This is a genomic window from Duganella sp. GW821-FHT07F09 (assembly GCF_059418705.1).
In genome coordinates this window covers 153,072-165,760 of the sequence record NZ_JBWKQJ010000007.1, presented here as the reverse complement: position 1 = coordinate 165,760, position 12,689 = coordinate 153,072, and the positions used below count along the sequence as shown (strand labels likewise).

Annotated in this window: 12 protein-coding genes; 3 read left to right on the top strand and 9 right to left on the bottom strand. The window is 64.6% G+C overall.

Going from position 1 to position 12,689, the window contains the following annotated elements:
- Position 1: 1 nt before the first annotated feature.
- Together AC07P1_RS19640 and AC07P1_RS19635 are read right to left on the bottom strand one after the other, a co-directional pair.
- The gene (locus AC07P1_RS19640) at positions 2-1,006 is read right to left on the bottom strand and encodes a gamma-glutamyl-gamma-aminobutyrate hydrolase family protein (protein ID WP_494697392.1); all 1,005 of its coding nucleotides are present in this window, start codon (positions 1,004-1,006) and stop codon (positions 2-4) included.
- Between the two features lie 66 nt (positions 1,007-1,072).
- On the bottom strand, positions 1,073-1,984 hold the full coding sequence (locus AC07P1_RS19635; protein WP_494697391.1) for a LysR family transcriptional regulator: 912 nt from the start codon (positions 1,982-1,984) through the stop codon (positions 1,073-1,075).
- Positions 1,985-2,214: 230 nt separating this feature from the next.
- Between AC07P1_RS19635 and AC07P1_RS19630 the strand changes: the two genes are divergently transcribed.
- On the top strand, positions 2,215-3,201 hold the full coding sequence (locus tag AC07P1_RS19630; protein ID WP_494697390.1) for an Lnb N-terminal periplasmic domain-containing protein: 987 nt from the start codon (positions 2,215-2,217) through the stop codon (positions 3,199-3,201).
- 155 nt (positions 3,202-3,356) lie between these two features.
- On the opposite strand, the gene AC07P1_RS19625 is transcribed toward AC07P1_RS19630, so the two are convergent.
- The 7 genes from AC07P1_RS19625 to AC07P1_RS19595 form a co-directional block, all read right to left on the bottom strand.
- A complete protein-coding gene (locus tag AC07P1_RS19625) occupies positions 3,357-4,058 on the bottom strand; it encodes an ABC transporter ATP-binding protein (RefSeq protein WP_494697389.1) in 702 nt (233 codons plus the stop codon).
- On the bottom strand, positions 4,051-4,776 hold the full coding sequence (locus tag AC07P1_RS19620) for an ABC transporter ATP-binding protein (protein WP_494697388.1): 726 nt from the start codon (positions 4,774-4,776) through the stop codon (positions 4,051-4,053). Before AC07P1_RS19620 ends, AC07P1_RS19625 begins: the two co-directional genes overlap by 8 nt.
- Positions 4,769-5,770, bottom strand: coding sequence for a branched-chain amino acid ABC transporter permease (locus tag AC07P1_RS19615; protein WP_494697387.1), 1,002 nt, complete (start codon positions 5,768-5,770; stop codon positions 4,769-4,771). Before AC07P1_RS19615 ends, AC07P1_RS19620 begins: the two co-directional genes overlap by 8 nt.
- Complete coding sequence (locus AC07P1_RS19610; protein WP_494697386.1) at positions 5,767-6,639, bottom strand: branched-chain amino acid ABC transporter permease; 873 nt, start codon at positions 6,637-6,639, stop codon at positions 5,767-5,769. The genes AC07P1_RS19615 and AC07P1_RS19610 overlap by 4 nt, the downstream gene beginning before the upstream one ends.
- Before the next feature lie 22 nt (positions 6,640-6,661).
- On the bottom strand, positions 6,662-7,819 hold the full coding sequence (locus tag AC07P1_RS19605; RefSeq protein WP_494697385.1) for an ABC transporter substrate-binding protein: 1,158 nt from the start codon (positions 7,817-7,819) through the stop codon (positions 6,662-6,664).
- Between the two features lie 20 nt (positions 7,820-7,839).
- Positions 7,840-9,435, bottom strand: a complete 1,596-nt coding sequence (locus AC07P1_RS19600) for a class I adenylate-forming enzyme family protein (protein WP_494697384.1) — start codon at positions 9,433-9,435, stop codon at positions 7,840-7,842.
- 82 nt (positions 9,436-9,517) lie between these two features.
- The gene (locus AC07P1_RS19595; RefSeq protein WP_494697383.1) at positions 9,518-9,841 is read right to left on the bottom strand and encodes a flagellar basal body rod C-terminal domain-containing protein; all 324 of its coding nucleotides are present in this window, start codon (positions 9,839-9,841) and stop codon (positions 9,518-9,520) included.
- A 173-nt stretch (positions 9,842-10,014) separates the two neighbouring features.
- Between AC07P1_RS19595 and AC07P1_RS19590 the strand changes: the two genes are divergently transcribed.
- The gene (locus tag AC07P1_RS19590; RefSeq protein ID WP_494697382.1) at positions 10,015-11,646 is read left to right on the top strand and encodes an OFA family MFS transporter; all 1,632 of its coding nucleotides are present in this window, start codon (positions 10,015-10,017) and stop codon (positions 11,644-11,646) included.
- 295 nt (positions 11,647-11,941) lie between these two features.
- On the top strand, positions 11,942-12,583 hold the full coding sequence (locus AC07P1_RS19585) for a phasin family protein (RefSeq protein ID WP_494697381.1): 642 nt from the start codon (positions 11,942-11,944) through the stop codon (positions 12,581-12,583).
- Positions 12,584-12,689 lie beyond the last annotated feature (106 nt).

Sequence of the window (12,689 nt, the reverse complement as noted above, 5' to 3'; positions counted from 1 at the left end):
GCTAAAACCGCGTCTCGCGCGCCACGCGCAGGAAGTTATCCAGGATGCCGGTGCAATCGAGCAGCTCCACGCCGCCGGCGCTGTGAAACTCCGGGTGCCACTGCAAGCCCATCACAAACGGCGCCTTGCGATACCGGATCGCCTCCACCATATTGTCCGGCACCGACAACGCCTCCACCACCATGTCGCGGCCAAGGGTCTTGACGGCCTGATGGTGGATGGAATTGACCAACCCGGTCTGATGCCCCTTGAACAGCTTGCTCAACGACGACCCGGCCGGAAAACTGATCTCATGCCGGTTCCTGTCATACTCGTCGTTCACGTGCGCCAGCGAATCGGGCACGTCCGAGGCGATGTCCTGATACAAGGTGCCGCCGAAGGCCACATTGATCAGCTGGCATCCACGGCAAATCCCCAGCACCGGCTTGCCGGCCTCGACGAACTCGTGCAACAACTCCAGCTCGTACATGTCGCGCGCGCGGTCGCCGCCCCATTCGGGCCGGGTCGGCGTTTCCGAGTAACTCTGCGGCGAGACGTCGGCGCCGCCCTGCAGCACCAGGCCGTCAAGGTGGCGCGCGTAGTCGCGCAGGCGGATGTTGGAAGGGTGCAGCAGCCCGTCGGTATTGACGGTCGGGATCATGAACACCAGCACGTCGCGCGACATGACCCATTGCGCGATCGATTCCTCCAGATACTGCAGGTTCTTGCTGCGCAGGCCGGTGGCGCCGGCTTCCGGGTGGAAAATCCGCGCCGACACGCCGATGTGCAGCGGCCGTTGAATGATGTGGCGCGTGACCGAGGCGGCAACCCGGCGGTAGCGCGCCATGATGACCCGGCCCCACAGGCTGAAGACGTTGTCGCCCGGGTCGAGATAGCGGGGCGTGCCAACCTCGGGACGCGTGGAGCGGCGCTCGTGGTCGCTGGCGCGGCGATGCGGCGTTTCCTGCACGTGCACGTCTTCTGGCGGTACGTCTATGATGTCCTTATCGTCCGGCCCGGCACTCATGCTGTCCCTCATTTACTGTTGGCATGATGCCAGTGTGCCATACACCGGCGTCGACGGTCGCCCGGTTCACAAATCCTTACAACTGTCGGTTGTCACGAGGTCGAGCAGGCCGTCGGCGAACCGGGCCACCAGGGGATCGGCCTCGCGCAGGCAAACCAGGCCGACCGACGACAGCAGCTTGCCGTTTGCCAGTGGCACGAAACACACGCCGTCCGGCGCCATCAACCGCATACACTCCGGCACGATGGCGATGCCCAGGCCGGCCGCGATCAGGCTCAGCTGCGACGATTTGCGCGACAGCGCCCGGGCCGGTATCGGAAAGAAACCCTGTTCCAGGCACAGGTTGGCGACCAGGTAGCTCAGGCCGCCCCGGTCCTTGTGCGGTATCGAAATGAATTTTTCCTTGCTCAGGCTGGCCAGTTCGACGTTGTCGAGCGCGGCCAGCGGCGAGTTGTGCGACACGGCCACCATCAGCCGCTCGGTCGACACTTGCCGCACATGGATGTGCGGATATTTGCGCAAGGTGGGCAGGCGGATCAGGCCGATGTCGGCGCGGCCTTCCTCGATATCGAGGGTCTGGCTGTCCGACGGCGCCATCGATACCTCCAGGGTCACGCCCGGGGACAGCTCGAGCAGCCGTGCGATGGCGCCGGTCAGCGTTGGCGTCAGGATCACCGAGCTCGAATGCTGCAGCCGGATCACGCCGCGCGCGCCGAGGCCGACCTGGCGCGCTTGCACCACCGTGTCGTCGATGTCGTCGAGGATGCGCTTGCCGCGTTCGAAGAACAGCTGGCCGGCCGGCGTCAGCTCGATATGGCGGGAGTCGCGCGTCAGCAGTTGCGTTTGCAGCTCGTCTTCCAGTTCCTTGATCTGGCGGCTCAGCGCCGATTGGGCGATGTACAGCTTTTCGGCGGCGCGCGAATAACTTCCCGCCTCGACGATCTCAACGAAGTACTTGAACTGTTTAAGCGATATCACCGTGTATGCCGTTTCGAGATAGATGGCCGCCGTATTTGATATTGGCCCGAACGGGGCGGCGCCGTTAAAGTGAAGCGTCTCTTCTTCATTTACGGAACCGCCATGTTGGAGCTTATCGGAATAATCGGCGTGGTATTGAGTATTGCAGTAAAACTGATATGCGTCCAGATCGGTTGCGGCAGCGGCAAAGACGAACGCGAGGATTGAAGCGGCAGCCCATATAATTGGGCATGAATAAAAATAATCTGCTTGTGGTCGCGCGCGTGCTGGCGTCGGTCGTGCTGTCGATATTGGCCGTCTGGGGTGGCCTGGCGCTGTGGTTTCAGCTGCCGGCCCTGCGCTTGCCGGCGGTGGTGGTGTGGGGCGTTTGCGCCGTCGTCACGCTGGTGCTGTGGTGGCGCAAGCGCGATGCGCGCGTGGCGCTGCCCTGGCTGGTCGCGATGATCGCGCTGATGGCGTGGTGGAGCACCTTGCAGCCGACGCACGACCGCGTGTGGGCCGACGATGTGTCGCGCATGGTCACCGGCCGGGTGCAAGGCGGCGTCGTCACCCTGGACCAGGTGCGCAATTTCGACTGGCGTAGCGATACCGACTACACGCAGCGGTGGGAGGCGCGCAGCTACGACCTGGACCAACTGCGTTCGGTCGATGTGGCGATGTCTTATTGGATGGGGCCCGCGATCGCGCACACGCTGGTGTCGTTCGGCTTCGCGGACGGCCGCTATCTGACCTTTTCGATCGAGATCCGCAAGCAGCGCGGCGAGAGCTTCGACGCGGTCGCCGGGTTCTTCAAGGGGTTCGAGACGGTGCTGGTCGCCGCCGACGAGCGCGACATCCTGCGCGTGCGCACCAACGTTCGCGACGAGGACATGTATTTGTACCGGTTGAAGATGCCGCCAGAGGCGATGCGCTCCTTGTTCCTGGCGTATCTGGACGAAGGCGCAAAGCTCAAGCGCGAGCCGCGTTTCTACAATACGCTGACGGCCAACTGCACCACCATCATTTTCGAGATGGCGCGCCGGATCGATCCGGGGCTGCCGTTCGATTGGCGTTTGTTGGCGTCGGGGTATCTGGACCGGTATTTGTTCGATATCGGCGCGTTGGCGGGCGGGCAGGACTTCGAGACGCTGCGCCGCAACGCGCACGTCACCGACCGCGCACGCGCCGCCGATAAAGCCGAGGATTTTTCAGCACGTATAAGGGCCGTCGCCCAATGAAAAGTCGGCCCGGGACCCACAAAAAAACACCGGAAACACGTAGGGCGGATTAGCGAAGCGTAATCCGCCAATGCATGCACAGTCGGCGGCTCATAGATGGCGGATTACGGCGTTCCGCCTAATCCGCCCTACGTGTCTCTGGAGCGAAGCTTATTTCACCGCGCGAAATACAGCTCGTTCACCCGATCGAGGCTCACCTCGGCCGCGCGCTGCGACAGCACGACCTTCCCGCTCTGCATCAGATAAACATGATCGGCAATGCCAATCGCCCGTTCCGTGTTCTGCTCGACCAGGATAATGGTACGTCCGCCAGCCTTGAGCCGCTCCAGCGTCTCGAACACCTCGTTGACGATCACCGGCGCCAGTCCCAGCGACGGCTCGTCGACAATCAGCAAACGCGGCTCGGACATCAACGCCCGCGCCATCGCCAGCATCTGCGCCTCGCCACCCGACAGTGAACCGGCCAACTGCGCGCGCCGTTCCCGCAGGCGCGGAAACATCAGGTACGACTTCTCCAGCCGCGCCTTGACATGCGCCCGATGCGACGGATGATAAGCCCCCATGATCAGATTCTCCTCCACGCTCATGTCGCGGAAGGTCAAACGGTCCTCGGTGATCAGCGCCACGCCATGGTTGGCCATATGCCAGGTCGGCGTGCCGTTCAAACGCCCGCCATCGAGGCGGATCTCGCCGCCGTTCGCCGGCAGCAGTCCCATGATCGTGCGCAGCAAGGTGGTCTTGCCGGCGCCATTCGGACCGATGATGGCCGTCAGCTCGCCGGCCCGCGCGCGCATCGACACATCCCACAACACGTTGATGGCGCCATAACCGGCGCGCACCCGGTCCAGTTCAAGCATTGCTGGCTCCAGCTGTGGTCCCCGTGTAGCTGCGCATCACCTCGGGATCGCGGAAGACGGCATCCGGCGCGCCATCGGCGATCAACTGGCCGAAATTGAGCACCACCACCCGCGCGCACAGGGCGCTGATGGTCTCGATATCGTGCTCGATCATGACGATGCCGACGCCAAAACGCGTGTGCATCTCCCTGAGCATCTCCATGAAGCGGCGCTTGCCGGTGGTCTCCAGTCCGGCCAGCACTTCGTCGAGCAGCAGCAGCTTGGGCGACGTCGCCAGCGCCTTGGCCACTTCCAGCGCTTTCAATTCCGTCAGCGACAATTCGGTGGAGGCGTCGCGGGCGGCCTTGTCGGTCAGGCTGGTGAACTCCAGGATTTCGTCGATCTGCCGCGTGTCGATCTTGTCGGCGCCAAAGCGCTGGGCCACGACCAGGTTCTCGCGCACCGTCAGTTCATGCATCGGCTGCGGCACCTGGAAGGTGCGGCCGATGCCCAGCCGCGCGCGCCGGTACATGGGCGTGCGCAGCACGTCATGACGGTCGAAACGAATGCTGCCGCCGGTCGTGCGCACCAGTCCCGAGATGGCGTTGAAGAGTGTGGTCTTGCCGGCGCCGTTGGGGCCGACCAGTCCGACCACGTCTCCGGTGCCGACATTGAGTGTCACGTTGTTGACCGCCGTCAGGCCGCCGAAGCGCACCGAGAGGTTGTTCAGTTCAAGCATGGTCGTTCCTTCCTGGCTTGGAAGCGGGCTTGCGCGGTGACGATAGCAGCGGCAGCAGGCCGGTGGGACTGAAGATGATCATCGCGACGAGCAGGCCGCCCAGCACCAGTTGATGCCCGGTGGGGATTAGCGCCTTGAATACCAGTTGATCGAGCAGATACACCACTAGCGCGCCGATCACCGGTCCGGCGATGGTGCGGTAGCCGCCGAAGATGGCGGCGACGATGGGCAACGTCACCCAGACGCCGTTGAAGGCGTAATCCGGTTCGAGGAAATTCAGGTAGTGGGCGTTGAAAGCGCCCGCCACGCCGGCCATGAAGGCCGACACCATCAACATCAGGCCCTTGAGCAGCGTGCTGTTGACGCCAACCACGCGGGTGGCGTCCTCGCTGTCGTGCATGGCGCGCAGGGCGAGCCCGTAATGGCTGGCGCGGATGGCGCGATAGGCCAGCGCGAACAGCAGTACGATGGTGAGGATGACCAGATAGGCGCCGGTCTTGCCACCCATGTCGACGCCGAACATGTTCGGTAGCGGCGTGGGTAGTACCGGGATGTTGCCGATACCGCCGGAGCCGCCAGTGACCGACGTCCATTCGGTGGCGACGATGCGGAAGATATGGGCGTACGCCAGGATCGCCAGCGCGAAGTAGGGGCCGCGCAGGCGCAATACCGGTAGCATCGCCAGCGAGGCGACCACCGCGCCGGCGCCGCCCAGCGCCATCCCGGCCGGCACCGGCAGTCCGGCCTTGAGCGTGATAATGGCCGAGACATAGGCGCCGACGCCGAAGAAGGCGCTGTGGCCGAAGCTGACCATGCCGCCCAGATTGCCCAGCAAGGCCCACGACAGCGCCACGCAGCCGATCACCAGCGCCGCGACGACCATACTCATAATGTATTGGTTGGCGCCGAACAGCAGCGGAACGGCGCCGTAGCCGACGGCCAGCAGCGCGACGAACAGCGGCCAGCCGCGTGACGGCGCGAGGCGGCCGTTCATCCGCGCCTCCGGCTCGCGCCCATCAGGCCATTCGGCATTACGAAAAGCACCAGCAGGAACAGCATCATGCCGGCCAGCTCCTGCAGGGCGGAACTGGCCAGGGTGACGGTCAGCGCTTCGGCCACGCCAAGCAGCACGGCGCCGAGCAGCACGCCGGGGATCGAGCCCACGCCGGCCAGCACGGTGATGATGAAGGCCTTGACGGTCAGCGCGCCGCCGTACGCCGGCTGGATCACGCCATAGCTGTACAGCGCGACGCCGGCGAATCCGGCCAGCATGCCGGCGACGATGAAGGACACCAGCTCCGTGCGCGCCGGCGCAATGCCCATCAACTTGGCCGCCTCGCGGTTGCTGGAGACGGCGCGCAGCGCGCGGCCATACCAGCTGCGCGACAGCCACCACCACAAGCCGCCCATCAGCAGCAGGCTGACGACGAAGAACACCGCCTCGCCGCGCATGCTGTACAGCGGCCCGACGACAAACGCCTCCTGCAGCCAGCTGGAACTGGTGGAGCGCACATCCGCCTTCCAGACCAGCAGGATCAGGTTGGTCATGATCACGCCGATGCCGAAGGTGAGCAGCAGCGAATTGATCTCGCGGTCCTTGCGGATGCGGCTGACGATGCCGTACACGCCGGCCGACGTCAGGCTGACGACGACCACGGCGATCGGAATCGCCCACGCGGGATTGAGTCCCAGGGCCGATTCCACCGTGTAGGCGATGTAGGCCGCCAGCAGCACCAGCTCCCCGTGGGCGAGGTTGATCACCCGCATGGTGCCGAACACCAGCGCCAGTCCCAGCGCGATCAGCGCGTAGGAGCCGCCCTGGAGCAGGCCGGAATACAGCGCCTGCAGTATCAGGTCGGTCATGGGCCGCGATCCAGGTGCGCGTTTACCACGGCTTGCCCGGATAGATCATCTTGCCGGTGGCGGTGGACGCCGGCCAGACAATGACGATGTTCTTGCCCTGGTGCTGGGCCATGCGGTGGACGAAGTTCAGGTTGTCGCCGTTGGCGCCGAACTGCACGCGGCCGATCAGCGTTTCGCGGTCGGTCTTGCGCAGCTCCTCGGCGACGCCGCCTTTCTTGACCGTGCCCTTGTCGGCGGCGCGGGCGATGGCCTCGAACAGCAGCATCGATTGCACGTAGCCGAACTGGCCCAGGTAGTCCGGCTCCTTCTTGTACAAGGCCTTGTAGGCGGCGGCGAAAGCCTTGCCATCGGCCGTGTCGAAGGTGGCGGGGAAGGGCAGCAGCGCGGTGCCGTACACATTGGGCATCAGGTCGGGGAATTCGGCCGCCATCTTGGGCGTCGCCAGCGACCACACGCCGATCAGCGCCTTGACGGGCGGCTTGAGCACGCGCGCCGCGCGCAGGATGCCGACGTAGTCGTTCTCGTAGCCGACCATCAGTATCACTTCGGACTTGTCCTGCAGCCGGATCTTGTTGACGATCGGCTTGAAGTCGGTGATGGCCGGGTCGAACGAATGCGCCGTCGCTTTTACACCCTTCGCCGCCAGCGCCTTTTGCACCGAGTTGGCCAGGTCGGAGGTGGCTTCCTTGGTGGAGAAGACGATGGACACGCTCTTCGCGCCCATGTCGGCCAGCGTGCCCAGGACGGCTTTTTCATAGCCGGCGGTGTTATTGATGCGGAAAAAATTCTTGCGGCCGCTGTTGACGAGGTTATCGTCGACGCCACCGGAGGTGATGTAGGGCAGCCCCAGTTTATTGGCCGCGTCGGAGGCGGGGGAGATGTTGTTGGAGCCGTAGCCGCCGGTGATGGCGATCGCGCCCTCGCTGGCCAGCTTCTCGACCGCCGCCACCGCCTTGGCCGGCGCCGATTCGTCGTCGATGGTGACGATCTTGATTTTGTGTTTGCCGTTGCCCTTGTTGAAAACATCGGCGGCGACCATCACGCCTTCCTGCATGCCCGCGCCCACCCGCGCCAGGGTCCCGGTCAGCGGCAGCTGCGCGCCGACGATGAATTCCTCCGCGTTGGCGCGGACCGCCACCATCGCCAACATCAGTGACGCGGCCATTATTAGTTTTTCCATGACTGTCTCCACCTTTCGAGTTATTTTTGTGCCAGTTGCCGCAGCCGTCCTTTCAGGATCTTGCCGGTCGTTGCCGCTGGCAGTGTTTGCATCGCGATGATCTCCGACGGGCATTTGTAAGGCGACAGCCGGCCCGCCAGGTACTGCTGTAACTCCATGGTCAACTCCGCGGTCGAACCGCTGTGGCGCGGATCGAGTTCGACGAAGGCGACCACCTCCTCGTTGCCGTCGCCGGCACCGGCGTCGCGGCCCACCACCGCCGATTGCGTCACCGCCGGATGGGCGTTCAACACCGTCTCCACTTCCAGCGGATAGACGTTGAAGCCGGAGCGGATGATCAGCTCCTTGGTGCGGCCGACGATGAACAGCGCGCCGTCGGCGTCCCGGCGCGCCATGTCGCCGGTGTTGATCCAGCCGTCCGGCCGCATCGCCGCCGCCGTCATCTCCGGCTCGCGGTAGTAGCCCAGCATGACGTTCGGGCCGCGCACCCATAGCTCGCCGTCCGCGCCCGATGCCACATCGGCGCCCGCCTGGTCGACCACGCGCACCTCCACGCCCGGAATCGCGGTGCCGACCGAGGCGTCGCCGCGCGGCGCGTCCAGGCGCGTCTGGCTCACCGTCGGCGAGGTTTCTGTCATGCCGTAGCCGTTGTGAAGCGCGACGCCCAGCAGATCCTCGACCTGCGTTTTCAGGCTGGGCGACAGCGGCGAGCCGCCGGCATAGGCGAAACGCAGCCGGTTATTCAATCGGCGCGGCCGGCCGTCGCCGGTCCCCAGCTTTTCCAGCAGGCGCGCATACATCGCCGGCACGCCCTGCAGGATGGTCAGGCCGTCGTCGCGGATCGCCGCGATCAGCGCGTCGGGCGTGAAGCGCGGGCACAGATACAGGCAGGCGCCCGCGTACAGGGTTCCCAGCATCACCGAGGCCAGTCCGTAGACGTGCGTGATCGGCAGCACCCCGTAGGCGCGGTCGTCCGGCGTCAGGCCGCGCAGCGTACTCGAAATGGCGGCGATGAACAAGAGGTTGCGGTGCGTGAGCATCACGCCCTTGGGATTGCCGGTGGTGCCGGTGGTGTAGATCAGCGCCGCCACCTGGCGGTCGGACGAGGCATGCCGCGCTTCCCGCGCTGCGCCTGTATTGAGCGCGCCTATCATCCAGGGTACGTCGTCGAAGGGCGGCTGCGCCGGTTCGGCGCCGTGGCGCCGGCCGTGGGCCGTTGTTTCAGGGGAGGCGGGTATCGATGTGTAGATCACGCGCCGCGCGCCGCTGTGGTCGAGGATCTGGTCCACCTCGGGCGCGGAGAGGCGGCTGTTGACGTGGACGATCCAGGCGTCGATGTCGGCGGCGGCGAAGGTCAGCACCACTTGCGCGACGCAATTCTCGCCAACCACCATCAGGCGGTCGCCGGCGCGCACATCGAGCCGGCGCAGCAGCGCGGAAGTTTGGTCGACCGCCGCCGCCAGTTGCGCGTAGCTCCATTGCCGCCGGCCGTCGTGCAGCGCCGGCGCGTCCGGCGCGCGCGCGGCCCAGCGGCGCGGAATGCCGCTGATGCGGTCCGGCAGCGATGTCAGCACCTGCTCGACGTCGATATCGGCGTTGGCGCCTATCCTGTTCATCCGGCCCGCGCCGGGGTTTTCTGGTCTCTTGTCATGGTCTCCCTCTCGGAAGTCCCCAATGTGCCGATTCGGCCAGACCCTGTCAAGCTTTGATGTCGATCAGCGTGCCGAGGTTTTCGTCGGCGGCCTGTATCACTTTGGCCGACAGGTCGAACTGCGCCTTGTAGACCAGCGAGTTGGTGGTTTCGGTGGCGAAGTCGGTGCCGCTGGCTTCCGACGATTGCATTTGCCGTCCCTGGACCGATAGCGTGACCCCGCCGCCGGCCGGAGAGGCCTCCTGGAACGTGGCGCGCGCGGGTTGGAAGCCGGCGGTGCCCATGTTGGCGACCGAGTGGGCGCTGTTGGCCAAGGCGCCGACGCTGGCCTGCAGGCCCGAGGCAGCGGTGTGGAGTGCGGATATCGACATGGTAGTTGGCGGTTTATTATTACCTTGAGGAAATAGCCTCCAGTTTAGCTGATTTATTGCCGAGATGTACGTTTACTGGACCGTTAGACAAGATACTGGTTTAGAAACCGCTGTTTCTATGCTACTCTGCGCCCTTTAGTTGGTTTTAAGAAATAATCAGGGGAGTAGTAAACATGGCGTTTTTTGATTTTCTGGAAAAGGACCGCACGATAGCCGGTTCCGGCTTCAACCGCTGGCTGGTTCCGCCGGCGGCCTTGGCGATCCACCTTTGCATCGGCATGGCCTACGGTTTCTCGGTGTTCTGGCTGCCGCTGTCGCGCGCCGTCGGCGTCACCGAGCCGCTGGCCTGCGCGGCCGAGATGGATCTGATGGCCCGCATCCTGTCGTCGACCTGCGACTGGCAGATCTCGATGCTCGGCTGGATGTACACGATGTTCTTCGTCTTCCTCGGCCTGTCCGCGTGGCTGTTCGGCGGCTGGCTGGAACACGCCGGTCCGCGTAAAGCGGGCGTGGTGTCGGCGCTGTGCTGGTGCGGCGGTTTGGTGATTTCGGCGCTGGGCGTCTACCACCACCAGATCTGGCTGATGTGGATCGGTTCCGGCGTGATCGGCGGTATCGGCCTGGGTCTCGGCTACATCTCGCCGGTGTCGACCCTGATCAAATGGTTCCCGGACCGTCGCGGCATGGCGACCGGCATGGCCATCATGGGCTTCGGCGGCGGCGCGATGATCGGCGCACCGCTGGCCGACATGCTGATGAAGCACTTCGCCACCGCCGGCGGCGTCGGCGTCTGGCAAACCTTCCTGGCCATGGCGGCGATTTACTTCGTCTTCATGATGGCGGGCGCGCTGTCGTACCGCGTGCCGGCCACCGGCTGGAAACCGGCCGGCTGGACGCCGCCGGCGACCAACGCCAACGCCATGATCACCACCCGCCACGTCCACGCCAGCAAGGTGTGGGGCATCCCGCAATTCTGGCTGGTGTGGCTGGTGCTGTGCCTGAACGTGACGGCCGGTATCGGCATCCTCGGCATGGCCTCGCCGCTGCTGCAGGAGATCTTCGGCGGCCAACTGCTGGGCGTGACGACCGCGTTCAACGAGTTGACGCTGGCGCAGAAAGGCCAGATCGCCGCCATCGCCGCCGGCTTCACCGGTCTTCTGTCGCTGTTTAATATCGGCGGCCGTTTCGTGTGGGCGTCGTGCTCGGACTTCCTGGGCCGTAAAGTCACCTACGGTATCTTCTTCGTGCTGGGCTTCACGCTGTACGCGTCGATCCCGTCGATGGCGCACGGCGGCCATCTGGCCCTGTTCGTCGGCTTCTTCTGCATCATCCTGTCGATGTACGGCGGCGGCTTCGCCACCGTGCCGGCCTACCTGGCCGACTTGTTCGGCACGCAGATGGTCGGCGCCATCCACGGCCGACTGCTGACGGCGTGGGCCGCCGCCGGCGTGTTCGGCCCGATCCTGGTCAACTACGTGCGCGAGTACCAGATCGCCAACGGCGTGCCGAAGGCCCAAGCCTACGACTTCACCATGTATGTGCTGGCGGGCCTGCTGCTGGTCGGCCTGGTGTGCAACCTGCTGGTGCGTCCGATCGCCGACAAGCACTTCATGACCGACGCCGAACTGGCGGCCGAGAAGAAGCTGGCGCACGAGCGCGACGCGGCCGCATCGACCGGCGCGGCCGCGGCGGCGGGCGGCACCACCAGCCCGATCGCGGTCGCTTTCGGCTGGCTGGCCGTGGGCATCCCGATGGCCATCGGTATCTCGATCACGGTGCAGAAGGCATCGGTATTGTTCAAGTAAGGCTGTAGCCTCATAGCGGCCGACGGGGCCGGTTCAGCTTGTGCTGGGCCGGCCCTTTTTTTATCGCCCGGAGGTTGCGGCTTGTCATTGGCCGGTAGCATTTTTGCTGACCGAGAGCAAAACAGGCGGTCCGTTTGTCGAGAACGCGGATCGGTGCACCTTTGATCTAGATCATATAGCGCGGGTCGGGCTGACGTAGCCTTGGCATTCGCGCTGCAGACGCGTCGTCGAAGACCGGATCGACACCATCGCTAGACTTCAAGGCCACCTTTTATTTTCTTTTCGAGGCATACTTATGTATCCATTTTCCCAGTCAGTCACCCCAGCCGCCAGAACCCATCTGGAAGCGCAGTTGTCGTTCTTCAACGACATGTCGAAATCCTTGTTCCGTACCGTTCAACAATACAGCGACCTCAATATCCAACTGGCGCAAACCATGCTGGAGGAAAGCACGATGAGCGGCCAGAAATTCATCACCGCGAATCGCCCGACCGAGGCGATGGCCGCAGCCGCGGCGCACGCCCAGCCGGCGGCCGAAAAGCTGCGCGCCTACCAGCAGCACCTGTCGCGTATCGCCGCCGACACCCAGGTTGACCTGTCCAAAGTGGCCGAAGAGCACGTACAGGAAACCAGCCGCACCGCGCGGGCCCTGGCCGATGAGGTGGCGCGTGTGACGTCCGAGGAGACGGAAAAAACGCTGCGCAACCAGCAGGACGCGGTCAGCAAGTTCACCGATCCATTCATGAGCCAGTATGACGGTTCGCGCCAGTCGCGCGGCACCGAAGTGCGTGGCAGCCAGTCGCTGCAGAGCGCCGGCCAGAACGGCGCCGAAGGCCCGGCGGGCAGCATGCAAGGCGGTCACGCATCACAAGCACAAACGGCGGCGCATGCGGCCGCCCAGGGTAGCAAGCAAGCCGGAGCCCGCAAGGAAACTTGATACCGGTTGCACCAAAATAAGACGAGATTTGCCGTGTGCGGGATCGGGATCGCCGCGCGCGGCATTTTTTTCGCTCATGCTTTATCATGGCCAGCTTATGCTGTCT